22 protein-coding genes and 2 tRNA genes are annotated in these 26078 nt (G+C 71.9%); 4 read left to right on the forward strand and 20 right to left on the reverse strand.

Annotation, left to right across the window (positions count from 1 at the left end):
- Positions 1-4 precede the first annotated feature (4 nt).
- From AC07DF_RS24870 to leuS, 5 genes are all read right to left on the reverse strand, one after another.
- Positions 5-2683 (reverse strand): ComEC/Rec2 family competence protein, encoded by a 2679-nt coding sequence (locus AC07DF_RS24870; RefSeq protein ID WP_478975360.1) that lies wholly within the window; start codon positions 2681-2683, stop codon positions 5-7.
- The gene (locus AC07DF_RS24875; RefSeq protein WP_478975363.1) at positions 2680-3837 is read right to left on the reverse strand and encodes a ComEA family DNA-binding protein; all 1158 of its coding nucleotides are present in this window, start codon (positions 3835-3837) and stop codon (positions 2680-2682) included. Before AC07DF_RS24875 ends, AC07DF_RS24870 begins: the two co-directional genes overlap by 4 nt.
- 132 nt (positions 3838-3969) lie before the next feature.
- Positions 3970-4815 carry a DegV family protein gene (locus AC07DF_RS24880; RefSeq protein WP_478975366.1) on the reverse strand — a complete coding sequence of 282 codons (846 nt, stop codon included), beginning with the start codon at positions 4813-4815 and terminating at the stop codon, positions 3970-3972.
- 72 nt (positions 4816-4887) lie between these two features.
- Positions 4888-5622, reverse strand: a complete 735-nt coding sequence (locus tag AC07DF_RS24885; RefSeq protein ID WP_478975369.1) for a hypothetical protein — start codon at positions 5620-5622, stop codon at positions 4888-4890.
- 138 nt (positions 5623-5760) lie between these two features.
- A complete protein-coding gene (gene leuS, locus AC07DF_RS24890; protein WP_478975374.1) occupies positions 5761-8640 on the reverse strand; it encodes a leucine--tRNA ligase in 2880 nt (959 codons plus the stop codon).
- Positions 8641-9105: 465 nt separating this feature from the next.
- Here leuS and AC07DF_RS24895 point away from each other — a divergent pair, with 465 nt between their 5' ends.
- Together AC07DF_RS24895 and AC07DF_RS24900 are read left to right on the forward strand one after the other, a co-directional pair.
- On the forward strand, positions 9106-10371 hold the full coding sequence (locus tag AC07DF_RS24895) for a ferric reductase-like transmembrane domain-containing protein (protein ID WP_478975377.1): 1266 nt from the start codon (positions 9106-9108) through the stop codon (positions 10369-10371).
- Positions 10368-11984 (forward strand): NADH-quinone oxidoreductase subunit NuoF family protein, encoded by a 1617-nt coding sequence (locus tag AC07DF_RS24900; RefSeq protein ID WP_189723533.1) that lies wholly within the window; start codon positions 10368-10370, stop codon positions 11982-11984. Before AC07DF_RS24895 ends, AC07DF_RS24900 begins: the two co-directional genes overlap by 4 nt.
- Before the next feature lie 101 nt (positions 11985-12085).
- Here AC07DF_RS24900 and AC07DF_RS24905 read toward each other — a convergent pair.
- From AC07DF_RS24905 to AC07DF_RS24950, 10 genes are all read right to left on the reverse strand, one after another.
- Positions 12086-12158 (reverse strand) — tRNA-Ala (locus tag AC07DF_RS24905).
- 109 nt (positions 12159-12267) lie between these two features.
- Positions 12268-12501: a hypothetical protein gene (locus AC07DF_RS24910; protein ID WP_006136074.1), complete on the reverse strand. Its 234-nt coding sequence runs from the start codon at positions 12499-12501 to the stop codon at positions 12268-12270.
- Positions 12502-12504: 3 nt separating this feature from the next.
- Entirely contained in the window at positions 12505-12678 is a 174-nt protein-coding gene (locus AC07DF_RS24915) for a hypothetical protein (RefSeq protein ID WP_382493611.1), read from the reverse strand.
- Between the two features lie 200 nt (positions 12679-12878).
- Positions 12879-12951 (reverse strand) — tRNA-Ala (locus AC07DF_RS24920).
- Positions 12952-13026: 75 nt separating this feature from the next.
- On the reverse strand, positions 13027-13695 hold the full coding sequence (locus tag AC07DF_RS24925) for a histidine phosphatase family protein (RefSeq protein WP_478976217.1): 669 nt from the start codon (positions 13693-13695) through the stop codon (positions 13027-13029).
- Positions 13686-14132 (reverse strand): ribosome silencing factor, encoded by a 447-nt coding sequence (gene rsfS / locus AC07DF_RS24930; RefSeq protein ID WP_391097486.1) that lies wholly within the window; start codon positions 14130-14132, stop codon positions 13686-13688. The genes AC07DF_RS24925 and rsfS overlap by 10 nt, the downstream gene beginning before the upstream one ends.
- 112 nt (positions 14133-14244) lie before the next feature.
- Positions 14245-15942: an LCP family protein gene (locus AC07DF_RS24935; protein ID WP_478975383.1), complete on the reverse strand. Its 1698-nt coding sequence runs from the start codon at positions 15940-15942 to the stop codon at positions 14245-14247.
- Between the two features lie 16 nt (positions 15943-15958).
- Positions 15959-16732 carry a nicotinate-nucleotide adenylyltransferase gene (gene nadD / locus AC07DF_RS24940; protein ID WP_478975386.1) on the reverse strand — a complete coding sequence of 258 codons (774 nt, stop codon included), beginning with the start codon at positions 16730-16732 and terminating at the stop codon, positions 15959-15961.
- Between the two features lie 250 nt (positions 16733-16982).
- A complete protein-coding gene (locus AC07DF_RS24945) occupies positions 16983-17147 on the reverse strand; it encodes a hypothetical protein (RefSeq protein ID WP_184592582.1) in 165 nt (54 codons plus the stop codon).
- Between the two features lie 163 nt (positions 17148-17310).
- Positions 17311-17469, reverse strand: coding sequence for a hypothetical protein (locus AC07DF_RS24950; RefSeq protein ID WP_399023871.1), 159 nt, complete (start codon positions 17467-17469; stop codon positions 17311-17313).
- Positions 17470-17592: 123 nt separating this feature from the next.
- Here AC07DF_RS24950 and AC07DF_RS24955 point away from each other — a divergent pair, with 123 nt between their 5' ends.
- Entirely contained in the window at positions 17593-18729 is a 1137-nt protein-coding gene (locus AC07DF_RS24955; protein ID WP_478976220.1) for a M48 family metallopeptidase, read from the forward strand.
- Positions 18730-18745: 16 nt separating this feature from the next.
- Here AC07DF_RS24955 and AC07DF_RS24960 read toward each other — a convergent pair whose 3' ends face one another.
- From AC07DF_RS24960 to proB, 5 genes are all read right to left on the reverse strand, one after another.
- Entirely contained in the window at positions 18746-19816 is a 1071-nt protein-coding gene (locus tag AC07DF_RS24960) for an SCO2583 family membrane protein (RefSeq protein ID WP_478975391.1), read from the reverse strand.
- 89 nt (positions 19817-19905) lie between these two features.
- The gene (locus AC07DF_RS24965) at positions 19906-20481 is read right to left on the reverse strand and encodes an SCO2584 family spore wall biosynthesis protein (protein ID WP_478975394.1); all 576 of its coding nucleotides are present in this window, start codon (positions 20479-20481) and stop codon (positions 19906-19908) included.
- 158 nt (positions 20482-20639) lie between these two features.
- Positions 20640-21926, reverse strand: a complete 1287-nt coding sequence (locus tag AC07DF_RS24970; RefSeq protein ID WP_478975397.1) for a glutamate-5-semialdehyde dehydrogenase — start codon at positions 21924-21926, stop codon at positions 20640-20642.
- A gap of 94 nt (positions 21927-22020) precedes the next feature.
- The gene (locus AC07DF_RS24975) at positions 22021-22479 is read right to left on the reverse strand and encodes a hypothetical protein (RefSeq protein WP_478976223.1); all 459 of its coding nucleotides are present in this window, start codon (positions 22477-22479) and stop codon (positions 22021-22023) included.
- A gap of 134 nt (positions 22480-22613) precedes the next feature.
- Positions 22614-23741, reverse strand: coding sequence for a glutamate 5-kinase (gene proB / locus AC07DF_RS24980; protein WP_478975400.1), 1128 nt, complete (start codon positions 23739-23741; stop codon positions 22614-22616).
- Between the two features lie 296 nt (positions 23742-24037).
- Here proB and AC07DF_RS24985 point away from each other — a divergent pair, with 296 nt between their 5' ends.
- Positions 24038-26071, forward strand: a complete 2034-nt coding sequence (locus AC07DF_RS24985) for a hypothetical protein (protein ID WP_478976225.1) — start codon at positions 24038-24040, stop codon at positions 26069-26071.
- Positions 26072-26078: the final 7 nt, after the last annotated feature.

Raw genomic sequence — 26078 nt, forward strand, 5'->3', positions numbered from 1 at the left:
GCCCTCAGTCTCGCGCCACCCTCAGCTCTCCGCCTTCTCCTACGACCGCCAGTGCGCCGTCCCGGTCCGTCCGCAGCACCGTCGCACCCCCGGCGCGCAGCGCCGCCACCGTGCCGGGCGCCGGATGTCCGTAGGTGTTGTCGGCGCCGCAGCTGATGAGGGCCAGCCGCGGGGCCGCCCGGCGTATGAGTCCCGGGTCCTGGTAGGCCGAGCCGTGGTGGGCGACCTTCAGCACGTCCACGCCCGCCAGCGCCTCGGCCGCAGGTGACCTGGCCAGCGCCCGCTGGGCCGGGGGTTCGAGGTCCCCGAGGAGCAGCAGCCGCAGCCCCGCCGTCCGGACCAGCATGGCCACACTGGCGTCGTTCGGCCCCTCCGGCACCGGGTGGGCCGGGAGCACCTGCGGACGCCAACCAGGCGGCGAGCCGGCTGACGGCGGTGGCGGGCTCGGTGGCGGCCACACCACCTGCCAGGACAACCCGCCCGCGCGGCGCTGCTCGCCGGCGGCGGCGCTCGTCACGGGCACCCGCCGGGCCGCCGCCTGTCTCCGGACGAAAGCGGCTTGGTCCGCGGGCTCCTGGAAGCCCGTCGTCTCGATCGCGCCCACGGCCCGTCCGCGCAGCACACCGGGCAGCCCCGCCACATGATCGGCGTGGAAGTGGGTGAGCACGACCAGCGGGATCCTGGTGATGCCGAGTGCGCGCAGGCAGTGGTCGACGAGCTGCGGATCGGGCCCCGCGTCCACCACCACTCCGGCGCCCTCGCCCGCCGCGAGCACCATGGCGTCGCCCTGTCCCACGTCACACATGACCAGCCGCCAGCCCGGCGGGGGCCACCCCGTGATCACCCGGGTCAGCGGCGGTGGCTGCACCACCGCCAGTGCCAGCAGCAGCCCGCAGACCCCGCACCACCACGGATGCCCGAGCAGCCGCCGCCCCACGAGCAGCACCACCAGGGTCACGGCCGCGAGCAGCGCCGCGCCCGCCCAGCTGCCCGGCCAGTCCACGCCCGCGCCGGGCAGTGCCGCCCCGGTCCGGGCGATTTCGGCGATCCACTCGGCGGGCCAATGCGCGCACCACGCCAGGGCCTTGGCCACGGGCATCGCCACCGGTGCCGTTGCCAGGGCCGCGAAGCCCATTACGGTGGCGGGCGCGATCGCGAACTCGGCCAGCAGATTGCACGGCACCGCGACCAGGCTCACCCGCGCCGAGAGCACGGTGACCACGGGTGCGCACAGAGCCTGCGCGGCGGCTGCGGCGGCCAGCGCCTCGGCGAGCCTGGGCGGCACCCCGCGCCGCCGCAGCCCGGCGCTCCACCGCGGCGCGAGCGTGAGCAGCGCCCCGGTGGCCACGACGGACAGCAGGAACCCGTAACTCCGCGCCAGCCACGGGTCGTACAGCACCAGCAGCAGAACCGCGGTCGCCAGCGCCGGGATCAGTGACCTCCGGCGGCCGGTCGCGAGGGCGAGCAGGGCGACGGCTCCGCAGGCCGCGGCCCGCACGACGCTCGGGTCGGGTCTGCACACCACGACGAACCCGAGGGAGAGCGCGCCCCCGAGCACCGCCGTCCCGCGCAGGGAGATACCGAGGCGAGGCGCGATGCCCCGCCGCTCGACATGTTGCGCCAGGCCCGGCGGCCCGAGCAGCAGGGCGAGCAGAATGGTGAAGTTTGCACCAGAAACAGCCAAGGTATGCGTGAGGTCGGTCTCCTTGAAGGCCTCCTCCAGCTCCGGGGTGATGCGCGAGGTGTCGCCCACCACCAGCCCGGGCAACAGGGCCCGGGCATCCGTCGGCAGCCCGCTGGTCGCCTCCCGCAGCCCGGCACGCAACCGCCCCGCGAGCCGCTGAGCCCCCGAGGGCTCTCCCACCACCTGCGGTACGCCCCGGTCCCGCACCCGCAGCACGGCCGCGACCCGGTCACCGCCCGTCATCGCAGGCGCCAGCCGCCCGCTGACCCGCAGCCGCGTCGACGGCAGCAGCCCGAGCCACGGCGACCGCACCCGCTCACCGGCCGCCGACTGCGGCTGCGGCTGCGGCTGCGGCTGCGGCTGCCGGCCCCCGGCACCTCGGTCGGCCGACCTCACATCGACGATCATCAGCACCGGTGTCCGCGTCACTGCCGTCGTGCCACCCGCCTCGTGGACCCGCCGCACCTCGGCATCCACCAGCACGGCGGTCGGAGCCACGTGATCGCCCCGGACCTTGGGACGAGTCAGACGGGTGTCGGAGGTGAGCTCCACCTCGGCGGTCACCGTCGCGTACTCCCGCGCCAGGCCGGGCACGGGTCCCCGGCGCAGATCCGCCCCGTGCAGCCCGGCCGAGGCGGCGGCAGCGGCGACGCAGAGCAGCACGGCGGCCGCCGACGCGCGCGGCCATGACGCCGTCGCGGATCTCCGGGCCAGCGGCAGCAGCCCGACGGCGAGCAGACAGCCGGCCACGATGCCCGCGGCCCACCCCGGCGATGCGCTCAGCACCAGCGCCGCCGTGCCCCAGGCCGCGAGGGCGGGTGGCACGAGCCGTAGGTCGGTGGGCCCTTCCTGGCGCGGGCGGGCGGTGCCGAGCCGCCGCCCGGACGAGGCGTGCACGGACGACCGGGCGGGCTCGGGCGCGGCCCCGAGAGCGGCCCCGGGAGTGCCCCCAGGAGCGGCCTCGTCCCGCCGCACCGGCGAGTCAGGGGCCGTCCTCATGGCCGTACGAGATTCCGCAGGTCGGCGAAGCGGCGGTCGCCGATGCCGTTCACCTCGCGCAGTTCGTCGACGGAACGGAAACCACCGTGCTGCGTGCGATAGTCGATGATGTGCTGCGCCAGCACCGGGCCCACACCAGGCAAGGTGTCGAGCTGGTCGGCGGTGGCCGTGTTGAGGGAGACCGGGGCCGTCGGCATCGCGCCGCCCGCCGCCGCACCGGCCGGGCCTCCGGCGGCCGTACCGCCCGCCCCGGCTCCCGTGGCGGGGGCCAGTCCTCCGACGACCACCTGTTCGCCGTCCACGAGGAAGCGGGCACGGTTGAGACCGTCGGTGTTCGTCCCGGGCTTCACGCCGCCCGCCGCGCGCAGTGCGTCCGCGACGCGTGAACCGCTCGGCAGCCGATGGATACCGGGTTCACGGACCTTGCCGCCGACGTCCACGACGATCTCGGGCGGCCCCGCGGCGCCTGTTGCCTTCGCCGCCCCCGCGGGCACGCCCGGTCCTCGCTCCCGCTCGGTCTGCCCGCCCTGCCCCTGCTCCCCGTACGGCGCCGCCGCCCGCACCACCTCGGGCGGCCGCACGGACTGGGTGCGGCCGGTCCAGAAGTGCTGCACGGCGAACGCCGCGGCCACGACGAGCACCAGGCTCAGGGCGAGCACGCTCCGCCGCTCCAGCCCGCACCTGGCCTGCAACCACAGCGGCATGCGCTCCCGCAGGGCGAGCCCGGCCCGCTCCCGCCAGGCTCCCTCCGCGACGCGGCCGTCCCCGCTGTCCGACTCGACGGGGGCGGTGCCGGGTTCCAGACCTGGCTCCCAGCCTGGCTCCCCATCGGCTTCGTGCCGATCCCGTCCTCGCGGAGCGCGGTCCCCGTCAGGCGTCTCCGCGACAGCCCAGGAAGGCCGCCCCCGAACCGGCGGCCCCTGCCCCGACTCCCGCCGCTCCCCGACCCGTTCAGCGGGCCCGGCCCATTCGCCATGCTCGGCGAACAGCACCTCCGCCCGCCGCCGCAGTTCCTCCGCCGAAGCGTGCCGCTGCCGGGCCCGGCCGCGCACAACGGGCGGGCGTCGACTGTGGCGGACGCGGCCGTCGGACGCGGGTCCACGGCCCGGGCCGCTGGTCGCAGTCGTTGTACGTGAACGTGATCGAAGTGCCATGCGACGAGGATCGGCCACCTCGGCCCACCCGCGATGATCTTGGTCAATTCCCGGGGACAACCGCCCGGCTGTGGACAACTCCGCCACTCACACGGGTGATCGGAGCCGGTGCTCGATGCCCCACAGCAACGTTCACCGGGGCGAAACCACAACTCCCAGCAGCCCGGGCCCCGTATGCGCCCCGATCACCGCCCCGACCTCGCTGACATGCAGATCGGCCAGCCCGGTCAGCCGCGTCCGCAGCCGGTCGGCGAGGGCCGACGCCCGGTCCGGGGCGGCGAGATGGTGGACGGCGGCATCGACCTGCGCGCCGCCCGCCCGGTCGGCCGCGATCTCCTCGAGGCGGGCGATCGCCTTGGACGCGGTCCGCACCTTCTCCAGCGGTTCGATACGGCCGTCGGCCAGTTGCAGCAGCGGCTTCACCGCGAGCGCCGACCCCAGCAGGGCCTGCGCGGCCCCGATACGGCCGCCGCGGCGCAGGTAGTCGAGGGTGTCGACGTAGAAATAGGCGGAGGTGCCGGCGGCCCTCTTCTCCGCGGCCGTGACGGCCTCGTCCACCGTGCCGCCCGACTCCGCCGTCTCCGCGGCGGAGAGAGCGCAGAACCCGAGCGCCATCGCGATCATGCCGGTGTCCACCACCCGCACGGGCACCGGCGCCTGCCGGGCGGCCACGACGGCCGCGTCGTAGGTGCCGGAGAGTTCGGCGGAGAGGTGGAGGGAGACGATGCCGGTGGCGCCGGACTCGGCGACCTTGCGGTACGTCTCCTCGAAGACGGCGGGGCTGGGCCGCGAGGTCGTCACGGGACGCCGCTTCTGCAAAGCCTGGGCGAGAGCACGGGTCGAGATCTCGGTGCCCTCTTCGAGCGCCCGGTCACCGAGGACCACCGTCAGGGGCACCGCTGTGATGCCGTGGCGCTCCATCGTCCGGGCCGGCAGGTAGGCCGTTGAATCGGTGACGATCGCGACATGGCGGGACATGAGCTGGAGGTTACCTGCCGTAGTGCCCGTGCGGCAGCCCGGCCCCGGTGCCCCGTGGCGCGAGTGGCCGGATCAAGTGGTGCTCTCGGGGCGGGCCTTCTTCTGCCAGGGGTAGGTGGGACGCGGTCCCGGCGGGGTGATGGCGGGCCGTGCCGGCTCCTGCTCAGGGCTCGGCTGCGGGGCTTCCGGCCAGGTCTGCCCGGCCTCGGTGGCGTCGGCGGCGGGCGCTTCGGGCCAGGGCCGCGAGGTGGGCTCGGACTCCGGCGCCGTCCAGTGCCGCAGCGCCCCGGCCTCCACGTCGATCTGGGCACTGAGCGTGTCCAGGTCGTCCTCGGCGAAGCGGCGGGCCCGGTCGCGTGCCGCCCAGCGCAGGGCGTCCGCGGACTGCGTGACGCGCTCGGTGCGCTCGCGCAGCTCGGGCAGCCGCTGGGTCAGCGCGCCGCGGTCCGGCTCGGCCTCCAGGCGCTTCAGCTCGTCGTCCAGCTCATGGCCGTGTGCGCTGAGCCGTTCGAAGAGGCCGATGGACTCCTTCAGGGAGACGTCCTCGGCGACGGCCGCGTGCAGCGCGTCCTGGGTGGCACGCATCGAGGTGCGCAGTCTCAGCCGAAGCTGGGCGAGTTCACCGGCGGCGCCGGGCTGGGCGAAGGACTTGGCCCGCAGGGTGTGGTCCTCGACGGTGCGGCGGGCCTGGGTGAGGCCGCGGTCCACACCGCGCTTGGCGGCACCGACGACCTTCACGGTCGCGTAGACGCCCAGCCCCAGAAAGAGCACGAAGAGCAGGGCGAACACTGCGATCACTGCTTCCACCGGCTCCTCCTCCAGACGTCGCGGCTCACCTCAGGCCGCTCTTCAACGGTAAACGCAACAGGCAGGTCCGGAGTTCCGGAAGAACCCCGAACCTGCCCGTAGGGGAGCACCCCGATGAAGGCCTCTCGGCTCCCGCCTCTACGCCGGGACGATGTTCACCAGCTTCGGTGCCCGCACGATCACCTTCCGGATCCCGGCCCCGCCCAGTGCGGCGACGACCTTCTCGTCCGCCAGCGCGACCTTCTCCAGCTCGTCGTCGGAGATGGCCGGCGAGACCTCCAGCCGGGCCTTGACCTTGCCCTTGATCTGCACGACGCAGGTCACGGTCTCGTCGACCACGTACTCCGGGTCGGCCACCGGGAAGTCGTGGTGCACCACCGAGTCCGTGTGCCCCAGCCTGCGCCACAGCTCCTCGGCGACGTGCGGGGCCAGCGGGGCGATCATCAGCACCAGGGCCTCGGCGACCGGACGCGAGACCGCACCGCCCGCCTTGGTCAGGTGGTTGTTCAGCTCGGTGACCTTGGCGATGGCGGTGTTGAACCGCATGCCCTCCAGGTCACCGCGCACCCCGTCGATCGCCTTGTGCAGGGCGCGCAGCGTCTCGACATCCGGCTCGGTGTCGACGACGGTCACCTCGCCGGTCGCCTCGTCGACGATGTTGCGCCACAGCCGCTGCAGCAGCCGGAACTGGCCGACCACCGCGCGCGTGTCCCACGGCCGGGAGACGTCCAGCGGGCCCATCGCCATCTCGTACAGGCGCAGCGTGTCGGCTCCGTACTCGGCGCAGATCTCGTCCGGAGTGACGGCGTTCTTCAGGGACTTGCCCATCTTGCCCAGCAGCCGGGAGACCTTCTCGCCCTGGTGGTAGTAGGCGCCGTCGCGCTCCTCCACCTCGGCGGCCGGTACCGCGATGCCCCGGCTGTCGCGGTAGACGTAGGCCTGGATCATGCCCTGGTTGAACAGCTTGTGGAACGGCTCGGCCGAGGAGACGTGCCCCAGGTCGTACAGCACCTTGGACCAGAAGCGGGCGTACAGCAGGTGCAGCACGGCGTGCTCGGCGCCGCCGACGTACAGGTCGACACCGCCGTGCGGCTGCCCCTCACGCGGGCCCATCCAGTACTGCTCGATCTCCGGGTCGACCAGCTTCTCGTTGTTGTGCGGGTCCAGGTAGCGCAGCTCGTACCAGCAGGAACCGGCCCAGTTGGGCATGGTGTTGGTCTCGCGCCGGAACTTGCGCGGGCCGCGGCCGTCGCCCAGGTCCAGCGTGACGTTGACCCAGTCCTCGTTGCGGGACAGCGGCGTCTCGGGCTGGGTGTCGGCGTCGTCCGGGTCGAACGTGCGGGGCGAGTAGTCCTCGACCTCGGGCAGTTCCAGGGGCAGCATCGACTCGGGCAGCGCGTGGGCGATGCCGTCCTCGTCGTAGGCGATCGGGAAGGGCTCGCCCCAGTAGCGCTGGCGGCTGAACAGCCAGTCGCGCAGCCGGAAGTTGACGGTGCCCTCGCCGACGCCGGACCGCTCCAGCCACTCGGTGATGCGCGCCTTGGCCTCGGCGACGCCCAGGCCGTCCAGGGAGACACCCTCACCAGAGGAGTTGATGATCTTCGCGTCGTAGGACGAGAAGGCGTCCTCCCACGTCGAGGTGTCCGTACCTCGCCCGTCCGTCGGCTCGACGATGCAGTGGATCGGCAGCTCGAAGGCGCGCGCGAACTCGAAGTCGCGCTGGTCGCCGGCCGGGACGGCCATGATCGCGCCGGTGCCGTAGCCCATCAGCACGTAGTCGGCGATGAAGACCGGGACCTGCTCGCCGTTGACCGGGTTCGTGGCGTACGCGCCGATGAAGACGCCGGTCTTGTCCTTGGCCTCGGCCTGGCGCTCCACGTCGGACTTCGAGGCGGCCTGGGCGCGGTAGGCGGCGACGGCCTCGCCGGGGGTCGCGTGGCCGCCGGTCCAGACCTCGTGCGTGCCCTCGGGCCAGGCGGCCGGGGTGAACTTCTCCACCAGCGGGTGCTCGGGCGCCAGCACCATGTAGGTGGCGCCGAACAGGGTGTCCGGGCGGGTGGTGAAGACGGTGATGCGCTCGCCGTCGATCGGGAAGTCGACGCGGGCGCCCTCGGAGCGGCCGATCCAGTTGCGCTGCTGCAGCTTGATGGCCTCGGGCCAGTCCAGCTCCTCCAGGTCCTCCAGCAGCCGGTCGGCGTAGGCGGTGATGCGCATGTTCCACTGGCGCAGCTTGGCCTTGAAGACCGGGAAGTTGCCGCGCTCGGAGCGGCCCTCGGCGGTGACCTCCTCGTTGGCCAGCACGGTGCCCAGTCCGGGGCACCAGTTGACCGGCGCGTCGGAGGCGTAGGCCAGCCGGAACTCGCCCAGGACGTCGGCCTGCTCGGCGGCGCTCAGCTCGCTCCACGCGCGCGTGTGGCCCGGAACGGGCCGCTCACCGGAGGCGAACAGCTCGATCAGCTCGGCGATCGGACGGGCCCGCCTGGCGTCGTGGTCGTACCAGGAGTTGAAGATCTGCAGGAAGATCCACTGGGTCCACTTGTAGTAGTCCGGGTCGATCGTGGCGAACGACCGGCGCTTGTCGTGGCCCAGGCCCAGCCGGCGCAGCTGGGACTTCATGTTCTCCATGTTGGCTTCGGTGGACACGCGCGGGTGCGTGCCGGTCTGCACGGCGTACTGCTCGGCGGGCAGGCCGAAGGCGTCGAAGCCCAGGGTGTGCAGGACGTTGTGGCCGGTCATCCGCTGGAAGCGGGCGAACACGTCCGTGGCGATGTAGCCCAGGGGGTGGCCGACATGCAGGCCCGCGCCGGAGGGGTACGGGAACATGTCCATGATGAACTTCTTGGGCTTGGCGACGGCCTCGGGATCGCCCGCCAGGTCACCCTTCGGGTTGGGCGCGCCGTAGGTGTTGTCGGCGTCCCAGAAGTCCTGCCAGCGTGCCTCGATGTCGGCTGCCATGGCGGCCGTGTAGCGGTGCGGCGCCGCCACCTCGGCGGCGGCAGCGGGGTTCGTCTCGCTCATGATCCTCAAAGCTCCATCGATCGTCTCTGCCTGCGGCTGTGGGTTCGAGAAACGAAAAATCCCCTCGCACAGGAGGGGACGCCGCGCCGATTCCGGCCACTCGACTCGTCCGGTGGCCGGGACTGATCAGCGCGGCCCGCTAAGCAGAAGGCGTACGGCACGCATGGCGTTAGGGTACCGCAGGCCCCCAGCGCGCCGCGACGCGCTTCCGGAGGGCCGCTCGGTGCCCAAAAAGCTGAACCAGGGTCAAAGGTTACTTCGCGTAATAGTCACTAAGGGACATCAGAACATCCATATTGTCCTTTGATAACAACGCAATAACTCAAACCTCGTACCCATCGGTATGGCTCCGCTTAGAGTGCGGCAGCGGGACCGCTTTCCCGAACCGCTCGGAGTTGCCCCCATGAACCCTCATCGCAGTAACCCCTCGCTACCCCCGGTCGCCGGGATGTGGGGAGGCAGGCCGTGAACCCCTACGACTCCACGGCGGACGACTCGTTCGCCGAGTTCCTCAACTTCGGCGCCGGCGTGCTGTCCCTCGTATGCCTCTCCTGCTCGGTGATCTGGGGACTCGTCGCACAGGACCGGATCCTGCTGGACACGCGCAGGCGCATCCTGGCGCAGGCCGTGCACCGGACCACTGCGGTCGCCTCGATCGCCTTCCTCCTGGTCCACATCGGGGTGAAGCTGGCGCTGGAGCACACCTCGTGGGTCGCCGCCGTGATCCCCTTCGGGCTGTTCCTGACCGGCGAGGAGGCCGTCACGGGCAGGGCGTTCCTCATCGGCCTCGGCACCCTGGCCAGCATGCTCATGATCTTCGTGGGCGTCACCGGCGTACTGCGCAACCGCTTCGCCTCCCCCGCACCCGTCGCCGCCCGCTGGCGGGCCATGCACATGCTGGCCTACCCGGCCTGGTGCGCCGCCCTGGTCCACGGGCTCTACGCGGGTCGCGCGGCCAAGCCGATCTTCGTCATCCTGTACGGCCTGTCCCTGCTCGGAGTGGCCGCCGCCCTCGCCCTGCGCGCCGCCCCGCGCCCGGTCAAGCGCAAGATCGCCGACAAGTTCGTCTCCCTCATAGGCCCCGGGGAGCCCGCGGCCCGCAGGGATCTGGAGGAGAGCCGGGCCCGGGCGACCGGCGGCTCCACGCTGCCCGGCTACGAGAGCCGCGACGCGCCCCGGGGGGCCACCGCGTCCCCGTCGGGCCCGCTGTACGAGAAGGCGGAACGCCCCGCGGCCAAGGAGCCCGCGGGCGGATTCGCGGCCGCCTACCGGGCCGTCTCGGGCCCTCCCCCGGGCCAGCAGGCCTTCGCCCCGGGACCGAGCACCCGCACGGAGCTGCCGCTGGACATGCAGCCCACCCAGAACATGCCGCTCGTCGACGGCCCCTCCAGCACCTCGGGCAACTGGCCGATCCCGTCCCCGCCCCCGGTCGGCGAGGCCCCGCCGTCGGCCTACGACCCGCTCCAGGACACGGGCTTCAACATCCCGCCCTACGACCCCCTGCAAGACACCGGACAAAACATCCCGGCCTATGGCAATCCAGGCGCCGCCGGCTATGGATCGAGTGACGTGTACGACACGGGTGAGTCGAACGCCGCCTTCGACACGTACTACCCGAACGACACGTACAACAGCGGTCCCGCCACTGAAACACTGCCCGGTGCGTCCTACGACTTCGACGCACCGGGATCGGGCGAACCTTGGAACACGCCTTCCGGAGGCTTTAAGTGAACGAGGCCCTGCCCGACGTACCCGAAGTCCGCGTGGTCGGGCTTCCTCAGCTCACGTCGGGCTTCGACCTTGTCGATCGGCTCGATCTGCCCATGCATCTGAAGGTGCACGGGCCGCTCGAGCCGATGGGCGGCGAGCAGCTCGCGCAACTCGCCGAACGCATCAACCTGAAGGGCCGCGGCGGCGCGGGCTTCCCCTTCCACAAGAAGCTGCGCTCGGTCGCCGAATCGGCGATCAAGCGCGGCATCCGGCCGGTCGTCGTGGTGAACGGAAGCGAGGACGAGCCTGCCTGCCGCAAGGACACGGTGCTGATCAACCGTGCCCCGCACCTGATCCTGGACGGCGCGCTGCTGTGCGCCGAGGCTCTGGGTGCCCGCACGCTCGTGGTGGGGGTCACCCGTGAGTCGACACAGCGCTCCATGGAGGCGGCGCTCGCCGAACGCGGCCTCAACAACGGCCGCCGGTCGGCACTGCGCGCGCGTGTGCAGCGCAATCCGGTCCGTATGGTCACCGGCGCCGCCGCGTCGCTGATCCGTTCGATCGACGGCGGCCCCGCCGTCCCTCCGGGCCGCAAGGTGAGCGCCTCGCAGAACGGCGTGGGCGGCGCCCCCACGCTGCTGTCCAACGCCGAGACCTTCGCCCAGCTGGCCATCGCCGCCCGCATCGGCCCGGAGCGCTACGGCAACACCGGCCTGTACGACGAGCCGGGCACCGTCATGCTCACGGTCTCCGGTGCGGTGGCCCGCCCGATGGTGATCGAGGTCCCGACGGGCGTGCCGCTGCGCTACGTCCTGCAGCTCGCCGGCGCGCCGCCGGTGCCGCAGGGTGTGCTCACCGGCGGCTACCACGGCAAGTGGATCGACGCGGCGACGGTCAACGAGGCGATCGTCTCCCGCAACTCGCTGGACGCGGTGGGCGGCGCGCTCGGCGCCGGAGCGATCCTGCCGATCACTCAGGACACCTGCCCGCTGGGCGAGTCGCTGCGGGTCGCCCAGTGGCTGGCCGAGGAGAGCGCGGGCCAGTGCGGCCCCTGCTACCTCGGCCTGCCGGCCGCCGCACGCGGCCTGGAGGACATCCTCAACGGCGGCGGACCGGCCGCACTGGAGGCGGTCAAGCAGGTCGCCAAGAACGTGAAGCGGCGCGGGGCGTGCTCGCACCCGGACGGCTCCGCGATGTTCCTCGAGTCGACCATCAAGGCGTTCACGGACGACCTGGCCGCCCATGTCCTCGGCAACGGTTGCGGCAGGCCCGTGGAGGGCGTTCTGCCGCTCTTCGAGGGCGGCAGGGCCCCGACGGGCATCCCGGGCGGCGGCGAGTCCGAGGAGAACGGCCCCAGCCGCCAGAAGATCTACGTCGACTGGACGCTGTGCCGGGGCCACGGCCTGTGCGCGGACATCCTCCCCGAAGTGTTCCAGCTCGGCGCCGACGGCTTCCCCACCGTGGCGCAGGCCCAGGTGCCGCGGTACGCCGAGGCCAAGGCTCTACGCGCGGTGCGCCGCTGCCCGGCGCTGGCCCTGCGCCTGGAGGAGGACACGCGCTCCCAGGGCGCGCCGTCGTCCCGCAACCTCCCGGTCCTCTCCCAGGGCCGCGGACGGCGCGCTCTCGGCCGCTGAGCAGACGTACGGCGGGCTTCCCTTCGGGGGAGCCCGCCGCACGCATACGCACAACAAGAAGGCGGGCCATCCGATCGGATGACCCGCCTTCTCAACTTCTGTGGAGCTAAGGAGAATTGAACTCCTGACCTCCTGCATGCCATGCAGGCGCTCTACCAACTGAGCTATAGCCCCGTGTGACGTTTCCGCCGGGTTTCCCTGGCGGCGACGCCAACATTACTGGGCCATCGGGCCCAACACCAAATCGGTTTCGCCTTGCCTGAAATGACCGTTTTGTCGATCCTCAGGCCGTGACGAACGAATAGAACCGCTTGAGCGTGCAGTGCTCCTCCAGAAGCCGGCCGTAGATCGGCTCGCCCTCCAACTCGCGGTACGTCTCGATCGGGTCGCCTTTTATGATCAGCGCCCGCGCGCACTCCTCGCACCAGTACTGGTAGTCGGGATTGATCGGTTCCATGTCACGGACGATCGGAGTCCCGCTGCCGCACCAGTCGCATTTCCGCCTGTGTGCACCCATCGATCAGCTCCAGCTGTGGCCGCAGGCCGTGCACACGTAGGAGATCCCGCCGTTGTCGCCGAGCATCTGGGCCACATGCCCGGAACCGCAGGAAGGGCAGCTGAGGCGGGTGGACATCTGACGTGTCAACGCTGCTCCGAGGAGGTGGTCGACCTCCTCGAGGATGCTCGCAGGCATCGCTACTCCTCCCGTCGGGCCGCGCTCCCTTCCGGCCGTTTGATTCTGCCACGGCCGGACCAATACGGTCAGCGACGCCTCAGCACCAGTCCGGACACGGCACGCGTCGTGACCGTAGAGGTATACGCCTCAGCAGGCCCGAGTGACTCAACCCGGGGCACGAAAAATCCCGCCCCCAGGACGGGAACGGGATCTTGACGTGGAGCTAAGGAGAATTGAACTCCTGACCTCCTGCATGCCATGCAGGCGCTCTACCAACTGAGCTATAGCCCCTCATGTTCCTTCCCCGCTGGCGGGGCGAACAAGAAGAACTTTAGCCTGCGACCTGCCAGAAAGTGAAATCCGAGGTCAGTCGTCGTCACCGAGCACCGGTTCGGGCAGGGTGCCGGCGTTGTGCTCCAGCAGGCGCCAGCCGCGGGCGCCTTCGCCGAGGACGGACCAGGAGCAGTTGGAGAGCCCGCCGAGGCTCTCCCAGTCGCGGGGATCCAGGCCGAGGAGACGGCCGATGGTGGTGCGGATCGTGCCGCCGTGGCTGACCACGACGAGCGTGCCGCCCTCGGGGAGCTTCTCGGCGTTCCGGAGCACCACGGGAGCCGCGCGGTCGGCGACCTCGGTCTCCAGTTCGCCTCCGCCGCGGCGCACCGGCTCGCCGCGCTTCCACGCGGCGTACTCGTCGCCGTAGCGGCTGATGATCTCCTCGTGCGTCAGGCCCTGCCAGACGCCCGCGTAGGTCTCGCGCAGGGCCTCGTCGTGGGTCACGTCGAGGCCGGTGAGCGCGGCGAGCTCGGCGGCCGTGTACGCGGCCCGCTTCAGGTCGGAGGCGACGATCGTGTCCGGCTTCAGGGCGACCAGCAGCCGGGCGGCGCGGCGGGCCTGGGCGAGGCCCGTCTCGGTGAGCTCGACGTCCGTGGTGCCCTGGAAGCGGCGCTCCACGTTCCACGAGGTCTGGCCGTGCCGCCAGAGGATGACGCGGCGTCCCCGGCCCGGCCTGCCGGCCTCGCTGAAGCTCACCGCCAGTCTCCGTCCAGCTCCGCCGCCTCCTCCGCCGCCTGCAGCTTGGCGTGCTCCTCGGCCTTGCCCCGGGTGGCCTTGGCGTCCTCGGGCAGTTCGAGCTCGGGGCAGTCCTTCCACAGCCGCTCCAGGGCGTAGAAGACGCGCTCCTCGCTGTGCTGGACGTGGACGACGATGTCGACGTAGTCGAGCAGGACCCAGCGGGCCTCGCGGTCGCCCTCGCGGCGCACCGGCTTGGCGCCGAGTTCCTTCTGGAGCCGCTCCTCGATCTCGTCGACGATCGACTTGACCTGGCGGTCGTTGGGAGCCGAGGCCAGCAGGAAGGCGTCCGTGATGGACAGCACGTCACTGACGTCGTAGGCGACGATGTCGTGCGCCAGCTTGTCGGCGGCCGCCTGGGCGGCGGTGATGATGAGCTCGTGAGAGCGGTCGGTCGCGGTCACTACAAGGCTTTCGATCGGCGGACACTTGCCACCAAGGGTCTCACGGACCGCCGTGGGCCCCCCACGTGATGACCGGCATCACGTGGGGAGCGGACACCGCCTCCCGGCCGGGCTAGGGCTTGTAGTCCTGGCCGAGGACCACGGCGACGTCGGCGTTCGCGGAGATCTTGCCCTTGCCGACGGAGCTCGCGGGCAGGCCCAGCGTCTTGGCGACCTCGGCGGCGTTCGCCTTGTCGCCGGCGTCGGCGTAGACGACCTCGGACGTGGCCCGGGCACCGGCCGTGCCGCCCTCCAGGAAGGTGAAGCCGCCGTTGAGGAGCACGACGCGGGCCTTTTCCGTGTTGTCCTTCACGCCGGTGGCGTTCCGGACGGAGACGCTGACGGCGGCGTCCTTGTCGGGGCTCTTGGCGGTGCCGCCGAGGACGTTCCTCACGACGCCCGCGCTCGCCTGGGCGCTGAGCGTGCCGTCGGTCTGGACGGGCAGCAGGTCCGTCTTGAAGTCGCCGCCCTTGGCGAGGTCGGAGAGCCCGGCGAGGAAGGAGCCGAGGTCCTTGTCGGTCAGGGAGGGGTCCAGGATCTGGGCCAGGGTCTGGATCGTGGTCGTCGCGGCCTGCGGGTCGGAGGACACCTTGCGCAGGACGCCCTGCATGACCTGCCCGAAGCGCTCCAGCTGGGCGTTCTGGGCCTCGCCGGGGGCTCGGTAGGTGGCGTAGGCGACGGCCATCTTGCCGCTGAGGGTCTGGTCCCGGCCCTTGTTGACCAGGGGGGCCGTGCCCTTCTTCTTGGCGGCGGGGTCGGGGACGTCGGTGTCGGTGTCGACGTCGATGTTGCCGACGAGGTCGACGAGGTTCTGCAGATAGGGGGTGTCCAGGCGCCAGGTGCCCTGGATGTCGGTGCCGAGGGCCGAGTCGAGCGCGTCGCGGGTGCCGTCGGAGCCGTCGTCCTCGACCGACTTGGCGAGCGTCGTCGTGGTGCCGTCGTCGCTGGTCAGAGCCAGGGAGTTGGGCACGAGGACGGAGGTGCCCCGCTTGGTGGTGGTGTTGTCGACGAGGAGGGCCGTGGAGGTGCCGCCGCCCTTGGTGTCGTGCAGGTGGACGACGATCACGTCGCGCTTCTGGGCGCCGGCCGTCGTCGCGCTTCCCGTCGTGGGGTCGTCGGACGACAGGCCGGGCAGCTTCCCCGCGTACGCCAGGTAGCCCACGCCGCCGGCCGCGGCGAGCGCGAGGACGACGACCAGGGCGACGATCCGGCTGCGGGCGCGGCGCCGGGCCTCCTCGCGGCGCTCGGTGCGGTTCTCGGTGAACTTCAGCCAGTCGATGACGTCTTCGGAGTTGGCGTCGGGCTCCTCGACGAAGGCGAACTGCTCGGTGTGGTAGTCCGGTTCCGGCCGGCCGGGGGCTTCCTCGTCGGCCGGGCCCGCCTGCTGGGGGATGTGCGGGGTCTGTTCGGCGACGCGGGGCTGCCGGTCCGTGCCGGCGCCGGCCGCGTGCCGGCCGTAGGGATCGTGGGGCGCGGGGCCGCCCTGGTGGGTGCCGGTGGCATACGGGTCGTAGGACCCGTAGGAGGGGTCCGGCTGCTGCGGGCCGGTCCCGTAGTCGTACGACGGAGGCTGCTGCCCTGCGGTCGCGTACGGGTCGTAGCCGTAGCCCTGCTGCTGTCCCTGCTGCCCTTGCTGGGCATACGGGTCGTAGGTCTGGGTCGGTCGCGCCGGGACCTGGCGGTAGACAGGTTGGCCGTACTCGTCGTAGCCGACGAGTTCGTACGGGTCGGCGCCGTAGCCTGCGGCCCCCGCGTCGTATCGGTCGTTCACCGGTGCCCCTCTCGGCTCACTCGCCGCGGTACAGCTCGCGCTTGTCGATATAGCGCACGACTCCGTCCGGCACCAGATACCAGATCGGGTCGCCCTTGGCGACTCTCGCACGGCAGTCGGTGGAGGAGATGGCGAGGGCGGGGACCTCGACGAGGGAGACGCCGCCCTCCGGGAGTCCGGGGTCGTTCAGATGGTGGCCCGGCCGGGTGACCCCGATGAAGTGCGCGAGGGAGATCAGCTCCTCGCTGTCCCGCCAGGTGAGGATCTGGGAGAGCGCGTCGGCGCCGGTGATGAAGAAGAGGTCCGTGTCCGGGTTGAGCGCGCGCAGGTCACGCAGGGTGTCCACGGTGTAGGTGGCACCGCCGCGGTCGATGTCGATACGGCTCACGGAGAACTGCGGGTTCTCGGCGGTCGCGATGACCGTCATCAGATAGCGGTCCTCGGCCGGGGAGACGCTGCGGTGGCTCTTCTGCCAGGGCTGGCCGGTCGGGACGAAGACCACCTCGTCGAGGTGGAACGCGGCGGCGACCTCGCTGGCCGCGACCAGGTGCCCGTGGTGGATCGGGTCGAAGGTGCCGCCCATGACGCCGAGGCGGCGCTTGCCCGGCCGCGACGGGCCGTTTCCCGGCCCCTCGGCGCCGCGTGGCTCCGAGGCGGCCTGGCGGGACTCCGTGGGCTCCGTGGCGGCACGGCGGGACTCCGAGTGTCGCTCGGTGCCGCTCGCCGTGTCCTGTGCCGGGTCGTGCGGCGTCTCGTTCGCCGGACCGGTAGGCATGTCCTGCTCTCCCATGCGTGCAGACCCTACCGGCCCTGCCTGAGGGGTCCTTGCCCTGTGAGCGTCCGATCAGGTCGCGTGGTCTGGTGCCGTGCATCGCAAGGCGCCGGAAAGCCCTCGTAGCGGAGCTACTAGGGCTTTTCGGCAACGCGGCGAGGTGCGGTGCCAGGCCGCGCGACCCGGGCGCTCACAGGGCAAGGACCCCTGAGGGCTCCGGCCGCCCCCGTGATCCCCGGGACGCCCCGCGCGGGGCTCTCAGCCGGGCTCAGCGGTCGCGGTTGAAGCGGGTGGTGATCCACAGCAGGAGCAGCAGGATGAAGAGGGCGGCGCCGCCGGTGATGTACGGGCTGAGGCTCTCGTGGTTTCCGCCGTGCTCTTCGCCCTCTGCGGCGAGGGTGACCAACTGGGCAGCGGTGCTGTGGAAGCTCATCTTCGGCAGGACCTATCGCGTGTGGGCGGTATAAAGACGTCGGCTCATCGTAAGCGGGCGCCCCGGGCGCGATCACCCCGACTCCGCATGTTCGCGACTCGGAGGCGACGCGTGCCGTCGCCGGACCCGGTCCCAGGGCCCGGCGGGGAACCTTCCCCGTGCCTCAGTCGTCCTTCCGTCTGTAGCCACGCAGCAGGAACCACGCGGTCAGCACACAGCCCAGGATCATCACGATGAGGACGACCCGGAGCATCCCCGGCCCCTGCCGCTCGGCGGCGCTCGCGGCCTCGGTGAGCCAGGCGGACGCGGGGTGGTGCTCCATGACGGTGGTTCCCTTCGCTGTACTGCCCGACCACCGTAACTCCGCCTAGGCTGGGCTCTGCCTCGGGGAAGCAAAAGGCCGCACAAGGGGCCGCAAAGGTCACACAGACGCATGGGGGAAGAGATGTCCGACGGCCACGAGCACAGCGGGCACGAGCACGTGCCCAGCAGGCAGCGCAGGCGCTTCCCCGGAATCTCCTCGCGTACGTACGAGCACCCGGCCGACCGCTCCGCCCTGGTGGCGCTGCGCAAGCTGAGCGGTTTCGACACGGTGTTCAAGGCGCTCAGCGGTCTGCTGCCCGAGCGCAGTCTGAGGCTGCTGTTCCTGTCCGACTCGGTGCGCGTCTCGGACCAGCAGTTCGCCCATCTGAACGTGATGCTGCGGGACGCCTGCTACATCCTGGACCTGGAGAAGGTCCCGCCGATGTACGTGAACCAGGACCCGGTGCCGAACGCGATGTGCATCGGCCTCGACGAGCCGATCATCGTCGTCACGACGGGGCTGGTCGAGCTGCTCGACGAGGAGGAGATGCGGGCGGTCGTCGGGCACGAGGTGGGGCACGCGCTCTCGGGCCACTCGGTCTACCGGACGATCCTGCTGTTCCTGACCAGCCTCGCCGTCCGGGTCGCCTGGATCCCGCTGGGCAACCTCGCGATCATGGCGATCGTGACCGGGCTGCGGGAGTGGTTCCGCAAGTCGGAGCTGTCGGCGGACCGGGCGGGGCTGCTGGTCGGGCAGGATCTGACGGCGTCCATGCGGGGTCTGATGAAGATCGCGGGCGGTAACCACCTGCACGAGATGAACGTGGACGCGTTCCTCGCACAGGCCGAGGAGTACGAGGCCGGGGGCGACCTGCGGGACTCCGTGCTGAAGATCCTGAACGTGCTGCCCCGCTCCCACCCCTTCACCACCGTGCGGGCGGCCGAGCTGAAGAAGTGGGCCGAGTCGCGGGACTACCAGCGGATCATGGACGGCCACTACCCGCGGCGCGACGAGGACAAGGACACCTCGGTCCGGGACTCCTGGCGGGACTCGGCGAACCACTACTCGACCCATGTGAAGAGCTCCAAGGACCCGCTGATGAAGCTGGTCACGGACCTCGCGGGCGGCGCCGGCGACCTGGGCGACCGCGTCCGCCGCGGCTTCGGCGGATTCACGAACTCGGCCCCGAAGCCGCCCCAGGACCCGGACGCACCGGGTACGGACGCTCCGGGTACCGACTCTCCGGGGGACGACGGGCCGCCGCGCGGCAACGGCTGAGGGCCTGAGGCCCTTCTCACACCTTCGGTTGCGCGCTCGTCGCCAAGGACCCGCACAGGGCCGTCGCGCTGCCCGTGGCATAGGGGTCCGTGCCGGCGGGGCCGCCCTCCTTGGCCGTCTGGCCGGCCAGGAGGGGGCGGAGGTGGTTCGTGGAGTCCTCGGCGCAGGAGAGCGGTCCGGCCTGGACGTAGGAGACGACGAGCCGGCCCTGGTGCATGCGCAGATCGTCGCGGTCGAAGCGGAAGTGCAGCTCGCGCCGGACGGTGAACAGGGACACCTCGGCCTTGTCGTCGGCCCCGGCCGGGCGCAGCGCGTACACGAACGTGTGATCGGCGGTGACCTCGAGCGTGGAGGAGTCGGCCTCGGCGGCCTGCAGCGTGCCCTGGACCCGCACCTTGCGGTCGGCCAGCTCCGCGCGGGTGGGGTCGAAGCGGACGAGCCAGCCGGTGGGCGCGTGGCGTCCGTCCGCGGTGGGGCGGGAGAAGCTCTGGTCGAACTGGCCCAGTTGATCGGGGTCGAGCAGAACGCGGACCGCGCGGACCTCGCCGCCCGTGAGCACGTCCGGGTCGAGGGCCGACCGGACGATGTAGTCCTTGGCGGTGGACAGGGCGGAGACGACCTGACTGTCCGAGAAGTGCGCGGTGCGCCGCGAGGCGGGCAGCGGCACGCCCTCAGCGCCGCTCTTGAACTGTGCGGCGGGGCTGTGCTCGTACAGGTAGGCCGGGTCGGCCGTGCCGGGCACCTTGCCCTCGGGGGCGAGCGGGATGACGGTCATCCGCAGGGGCTCGGCGGGCTCCTGGGCTGCGGGTGTCTGGTAGGGGTGGCGCACGCCCATGTAGATCGCGGTGCCGAAGGCGATGGCGATCAGCAGGACCAGGACCAGCGCCTGCCGGGACAGGCCCCGGCGCAGGGGCGGGCGGCGGCGCACCGCGGGGGCGTGGTCGGCGATGCGCTCCTGGGCGGAGAATTCCTGGAGCCGGGCAGCACGAATGAACGATTCGTCGAAAACGACGGATCGATACTCGTCCTCGCCACCTCCGGGAGCCCCTTCGGGCGCCCCCTCAGGTGGGTCTCCAGGCCCGCCCATATCTTCAGGGTAGGTCTCCGGAAGGTCAGGTAAACGCCCCGCTCCATGACAAGTTCTGACAGGTTCTCACCAGGACAGGCGGGTTCCGGTCAGGGGGTGCGGGGGATCACCGAGACGGCCGGACCGGTGTAGTCGGCGGACGCCGAGGGGGTCGCGCCACCGCTCTGTTCAAGACCGGTCGACGTGGGTGCCGGCAGGGGCTCCTGGCGGTTCGAGGACGCGCCCCGGTAGACCGCCGTGAAGGCCAGCGCGACCATGCCGATGCCCATCACGAGGGCGAGCAGCCAGGCGACGGGGCGGTGCCAGCGGACCTGCTTGCCGTACGGGCCCGTGCCGCCGTACTGGTCCTCGAGGATGTCGGGGTCGTCCAGCTCGTCGAGGTCGGGATCATGGCCGAAATCGCCGTGCCCCTCGGGGCCGTACTGGTCGTCGTAGCGCTCGCCTCTGGTGTGGGTGCGGCGCGCCTCCGCTTCGGAGGCCTCGGCTCTCGCTTGTGCGGCGGCAAGGAGGCGCTCCACGGCGGTCGGCTCGTGCACCACGGCCGCGCGTACGAAGGCCTCGTCGAAGACCACGGAGGCGAACTCTTCGTCCGACACCCCGCGGTCGTGGTCGTCGTCGGGCTCCCAGCCGTCCGGAAACGGCGTGCCCCCCACGTCCTCCGGCACGGATCCAGAGTAGACCTGGGGGGTCAATTTGGGCAGACGGTATGGAAATTCATCCGCCGGTTGAGACGGCGTTCACGGGGCGCCGCACGGCGCACGCCCGGCCGGTCCGCCCCTGCCACACGCATATGCGCCGCTTCACATACTCACGCGGCGGGCGCTCAGCGGCGCACGTGCCCGTCCCCGGTCACGATGTACTTGGTGCTGGTCAGCTCCGGCAGGCCCATCGGGCCGCGGGCGTGCAGCTTCTGCGTGGAGATGCCGATCTCCGCGCCGAAGCCGAACTGGCCGCCGTCGGTGAAGCGGGTGGAGGTGTTCACGGCGACGGTGGTCGAGTCGACCAGCTGGGTGAAGCGGCGGGCGGCCTGCTGGGAGGTCGTGACGATGGCCTCGGTGTGGCCGGAGGTCCACAGCCGGATGTGCTCGACGGCCTTGTCCAGGGAGTCCACGACGGCCGCGGCGATGTCGTACGACAGGTACTCCGTCTCCCAGTCCTCGGCCGTGGCCTCGACGACGGTCGCCTTGGAGTCCTTGGCGTAGGCCTGCACACGCTCGTCGGCGTGCACGGTCACCCCGGCGCCGGCCAGGGCCTCCAGGGCGCGGGGCAGGAACTCTGCGGCGATGTCCTGGTGGACCAGGAGGGTCTCGGCGGCGTTGCAGACGCCGACCCGCTGGGCCTTGGAGTTGATCAGGATGTCGACGGCCATGCCGAGGTCGGCGGCGGCGTCGACGTAGACGTGGCAGTTGCCGGTGCCGGTCTCGATGACCGGGACGGTCGACTCCTGCACGACCGTGTTGATCAGGGAGGCGCCGCCACGCGGGATGAGCACGTCGACCAGGCCGCGGGCGCGCATCAGCTCGCGCACGCTGTCGCGGCTCTCGCCGGGGACGAGCTGGATGGCGTCGGCGGGCAGCCCGGCCCCGCCCACGGCGTCGCGCAGGACGCGCACGAGGGCGGTGTTCGACTGGTAGGCCGAGGAGGAGCCGCGCAGCAGGACCGCGTTGCCGGACTTCAGGCAGAGGGCGGCGGCGTCGACGGTGACGTTCGGCCGGCCCTCGTAGATGATCCCGACGACGCCGAGCGGCACGCGGACCTGGCGCAGGTCGATGCCGTTGGGCAGCGTGGAGCCGCGGACGACCTCGCCGACCGGGTCGGGCAGCGCGGCGACGTCGCGCACGTCGGAGGCGATGGCGCGGACCCGCTCGGGGGTGAGCGTGAGCCGGTCGATCATGCCCTCGCTGATGCCGGCCTCGCGGGCCTTGGCGACGTCCTTGGCGTTGGCCTCGACGATCTCGCTCGTACGGACCTCCAGCGCGTCCGCGATGGCGAGGAGCGCGTCGTCCTTGTCGGCCCGTGGCAGCGGCGCGAGGCTCGCGGCTGCGGCCTTGGCGCGGTAGGCGGCCTCGGTGACCGGGGACATCGAGTCGTACGGCGAAAGCGTGGTCATGAGGGAAGCGTAGTGCGCCGGGCGGATCCGTTCATCGTTCGTTTCACACCCCGAGACACCGCTGAGACACCGCCGAGACGTCCACCGGACCGGGTCAGAACGGGTGAACTCCGACCGGGGACGCCGGTGGCGGTCCGTACCCCTCGGCGATGCGCTGGTGGTAGGTCGCGCGGTCGATGACCTCCAGGCCGACGATCTCCCAGGGCGGCAGCCCGGCGGTCTGCCGGTGCTCGCCCCACAGGCGCAGGGCGACGGCGGCCGCGTCGTGCAGGTCACGGGCCTCCTCCCAGTAGCGGATCTCCGCGTGGTCGACCGCGTAGCGGCTGGTCAGGAGGAAGGGGTGGTCGTGGGCGAGTTGTTCCAGGGCGCGCCGGACCTCGGTGAGCGGGGCCTCCCGGCCGGAGACGCTGAGGGTGACGTGCCACAGGCGCGGGACGTCCCCGGGGTCCTCGCCCTGGAACCGGTCCCCCGCCGCCACACTGGTGAGGGCGCGCTCGTCACCGGCCGCGCGGGAGCCGGCACCACCACGGGACGCCGTGGCCCCAGGGCGCACTCGTCTCACGACGGCCTCCTTTGCACAGTGGTGCTCCTGCGGAATATTGCCCTGGGACAAAGTTCAGCAGGCCGCAAGGGATCGCGTGGCGATTTTGCGGAACGTCCACCACCGGGGGCGGATGTTTCGGCCCATTACGGGTGGAGGACCACCAGGTCGTCCCTGTGTACGACCTCGCGTTCGTACGCGGCCCCGAGTTCGCGGGCCAGTTCCCGGGTCGAGCGGCCGATCAGCCGGGGGATCTCCTTGGCGTCGAAATTGACGAGCCCGCGGGCCACCGCCCGTCCCGCGCCGTCCCGCAGCTCGACCGGGTCGCCTGCGCTGAACTCGCCCTCGACGGCGGCGATCCCGGCCGGCAGCAGCGACTTGCGGCGGTCCACGACGGCCTGGACGGCGCCGTCGTCCAGGGTCAGCGCGCCCTGCGGGGTGGAGGCGTGCTGGAGCCACAGCAGCCGGTCGGCGGAGCGCTTGCCCGTGGGGTGGAAGAAGGTGCCGGTGTCCTGGCCGGTCAGGGCGTCGGCCGCGTGGATGGCGCTGGTGAGCACGACGGGGACACCGGCGCCGGTCGCGATCCGGGCGGCCTCGACCTTGGTGACCATGCCGCCGGTGCCGACGCCGGCCTTGCCCGCGCTGCCGATCTCGACGTGCGCGAGGTCGGACGGCTCGCGCACCTCGGCGATGCGGGAGGTGCCGGGCCTCGCCGGGTCGCCGTCGTAGACGCCGTCCACGTCGGACAGCAGGACCAGCAGGTCGGCGTGGACGAGGTGGGCGACCAGGGCGGCGAGGCGGTCGTTGTCGCCGAAGCGGATCTCGTCCGTGGCGACGGTGTCGTTCTCGTTGACGATCGGGAAGGCGCCCATCGCGAGCAGCTTGTCGAGGGTGCGCGAGGCGTTGCGGTGGTGGGCGCGGCGGCTCATGTCGTCGGAGGTCAGCAGCACCTGGCCGACACGGACGCCGTAGCGGGCGAAGGAGGCGGTGTAGCGGGCGACCAGCAGGCCCTGGCCGACGCTGGCGGCGGCCTGCTGCCGGGCCAGGTCCTTGGGGCGGCGGCGCAGGCCCAGCGGGGCGAGACCGGCGGCGATGGCGCCGGAGGAGACGAGGACGATCTCGCGCTCCCCTCCGCTGCGCACCTTGGCCAGCACGTCGACCAGCGCGTCCACACGGTCCGCGTCCAGGCCGCCCGAGGCGGTGGTCAGCGAGGAGGAACCGACCTTGACGACGATTCTGCGGGCCTCGCCCACGGCCTGCCTTGCCCCTGCCACGTCCCCGTCCGCCCCTCGCGTCGATTCGGTCCCTCACCAGGAAATCTACGGGACGGTGAGGCATGACGCGGTGCCGGTCCACGCTACGGACGGTGCCGCCCGTGTCACGGACGACGGTCGGGGGCAGTTCCGTCCCACCCGAAGACAGGAATGCGATCTTCCGCTACGGTCCGACGACACAGCGGGCCGACAGGCCCTCTACGCTCCGGCGACACGCGCGTGTCGTCAGGAGGTCGCCGCGCGTTAACCCGGACGGCCGACCTGCGCCGACACCCGACGCTCCTGGAGTGACCGCAGTGCCCCTACCTCTTCCCCGTCCACCGGCCCTGCTGAAGGGGCTGGTCACCGTCGTCCTGGCCGCCGCGTTCGCCGCTCAGGCGGTCGCGGCGCTGCTGCCCCACGTACCGCTGCTGCTCGCCGCGACCGCCGTCTCCCTGGTGACGGAGGGCGTCCTGTACCGGTGGCAGCGGGGGGTGCTGTCGCTGTTCGCCAAGTCGCACGCGGACATCACCGTGCGGCACGTCCTGCGCGACCTGCTGCTGGTCGTGGGCCTGCTGCGGCTCGGCGAGCAGGACCGGGAGAGCGCGTACGCGCCGCTGGTGGCCGGACTGCTCGCCTTCTACGTGCTGCACTGCGCGATCCAGGCGTTCTCCGTACTGGTCCGCCGTACCCGCACCCTGCCGGTGGTGACGCGGAACATCGACGCCTCGGCGCTGCGGCTGTCCCCGGCCCCGGCCCTGCTGCTGCGCCGCCCCGGCCACCGGCTGCTGGTGTTCGGCCTGCCCGCGACGGCCGGGCTGCTGGCCGCCGCGCCGGGTGACGAGCCGGAGTACGCGGCGGCAGGCATCGGGCTCTCCCTCCTCCTCGCGCTGACCGGCCTCGGCGCGCTGCTGCTCCGGCTGCTGCCGGGCCGCCGCCCGGCCGGTGAGCAGGAGGTGCTCGAGTGGTTCGACGCGTGGCTGGCCGCGTACCGGCCGACCGTCGGCCTGTACTTCTCCGGCGGTGCCGCCTCGGCCTACCAGGCGAACATGTGGCTGGAGCCGCTCGCGCGGGTGGAGGGCAGGCCGGTCATCGTGCTGCGTGAGCGGTTCATGGTGCAGAAGCTCGCGGCGACGGACATCCCGGTCGTCTGCCTGCCGAAGGTGTCGACGCTGATGCGTCTTGAGCACTCCACGCTCCAGGTCCTCATCCACCCGTCGAACTCCGGCAAGACCTCCCAGGTGCTGCGCATCCCCACGATCAAGCACACCTTCGTCAACCACGGCGAGAGCGACAAGCTGTCCTCGTGCAACCCGTACGCGAAGGCCTACGACGAGGTGTGGGTGGCCGGGCCCGCGGCGCGCGAGCGGTACGCCCTGGCCGAGGTGGGCGTCGAGGACAAGGACGTGGTGGAGACCGGCCGCCCGCAGCTGGACGCCGTACGGCCGTACGCGGGCCCGCCGGCCGGTGCGTGGACGACGGTCCTGTACGCGCCGACCTGGGAGGGCTGGGACGGCAACCCCGGCAACACCTCGGTGATCGCGGCCGGCGAGAACCTGGTGCGGGCGCTGCTCGCCGACCCGGGCGTGCGGCTGCTGTACAAGCCGCATCCGCTGACGGGGTCGGTGGACCCGCGCGCGGGCGCGGCCGATCTGCGGATCCGGGAGCTGATCCGGGTGGCGAACCGGGAGCGAACGGGGACACGTCCCCCGGGGGATGCGGAACTCGACCGTCTCACCAGGGAGCTGGACCGCCTCACCACGACCGACTTCCGCGCCGGGGCCGACACCGTGGAGCGCATGCGGGTGCAGTCGGCGCCGGAGCCGGGCCGGGCCGAGGCGGTGGCCCGGGCGACGGCGGCCTGGGAGGAGGCGTACTGGGCCTCGCTGCCGGAGGGCGAGCACCAGATCATCACGGACGTCCGGCCCGCGTTGTTCTCCTGCTTCGATGTGGCCGACCTGCTGGTCAGTGATGTGTCCAGCGTGATCAGCGACTTCCTGGCGAGCGAGAAGCCGTACGCGGTGGCGAACACCAGCGGGCTGAGCGAGGAGGCGTTCCGTACGGCGTTCCCGACGGTCGTGGCGGCGACGGTGCTGTCGCCGGACGCGGGCGGCGTGCCGGCCCTGCTGGAGGCGGTCCGGCACCCGGAGAAGGACGAACTGGCCGAGGCGCGGGCCGCGTTGAAGCTGCGTCTGCTGGGCCCGGCCGAGCCGCCGTCACAGGAGCGCTTCAACGCGGCCGTACGAGAGCTGTGCCGGTCGGCCGGGGAACACCGGGCCCGGGTGGCGGAACGGCTGACGGCGCTACCCAGCCAGCGCACCGGGACAGCGGTCCCGACCGCGCCCCGCTGAGCGGCGA

It is taken from the genome of Streptomyces sp. NPDC044719, from assembly GCF_056433405.1.

Coding starts and splice junctions, on each gene's coding strand:
- AC07DF_RS24915 (WP_382493611.1), bottom strand. CDS start 12,678: ATGCCTGCGAGCATCCTCGAGGAGGTCGACCACCTCCTCGGAGCAGCG.
- AC07DF_RS24960 (WP_478975391.1), bottom strand. CDS start 19,816: ATGGGCGGGCCTGGAGACCCACCTGAGGGGGCGCCCGAAGGGGCTCCC.
- AC07DF_RS24880 (WP_478975366.1), bottom strand. CDS start 4,815: ATGTCCCGCCATGTCGCGATCGTCACCGATTCAACGGCCTACCTGCCG.
- AC07DF_RS24875 (WP_478975363.1), bottom strand. CDS start 3,837: ATGGCACTTCGATCACGTTCACGTACAACGACTGCGACCAGCGGCCCG.
- AC07DF_RS24870 (WP_478975360.1), bottom strand. CDS start 2,683: ATGAGGACGGCCCCTGACTCGCCGGTGCGGCGGGACGAGGCCGCTCCT.
- AC07DF_RS24910 (WP_006136074.1), bottom strand. CDS start 12,501: ATGGGTGCACACAGGCGGAAATGCGACTGGTGCGGCAGCGGGACTCCG.
- AC07DF_RS24945 (WP_184592582.1), bottom strand. CDS start 17,147: ATGAGCTTCCACAGCACCGCTGCCCAGTTGGTCACCCTCGCCGCAGAG.
- AC07DF_RS24955 (WP_478976220.1), top strand. CDS start 17,593: ATGTCCGACGGCCACGAGCACAGCGGGCACGAGCACGTGCCCAGCAGG.
- leuS (WP_478975374.1), bottom strand. CDS start 8,640: ATGAGCGAGACGAACCCCGCTGCCGCCGCCGAGGTGGCGGCGCCGCAC.
- AC07DF_RS24950 (WP_399023871.1), bottom strand. CDS start 17,469: ATGGAGCACCACCCCGCGTCCGCCTGGCTCACCGAGGCCGCGAGCGCC.
- nadD (WP_478975386.1), bottom strand. CDS start 16,732: ATGGGAGAGCAGGACATGCCTACCGGTCCGGCGAACGAGACGCCGCAC.
- AC07DF_RS24970 (WP_478975397.1), bottom strand. CDS start 21,926: ATGACCACGCTTTCGCCGTACGACTCGATGTCCCCGGTCACCGAGGCC.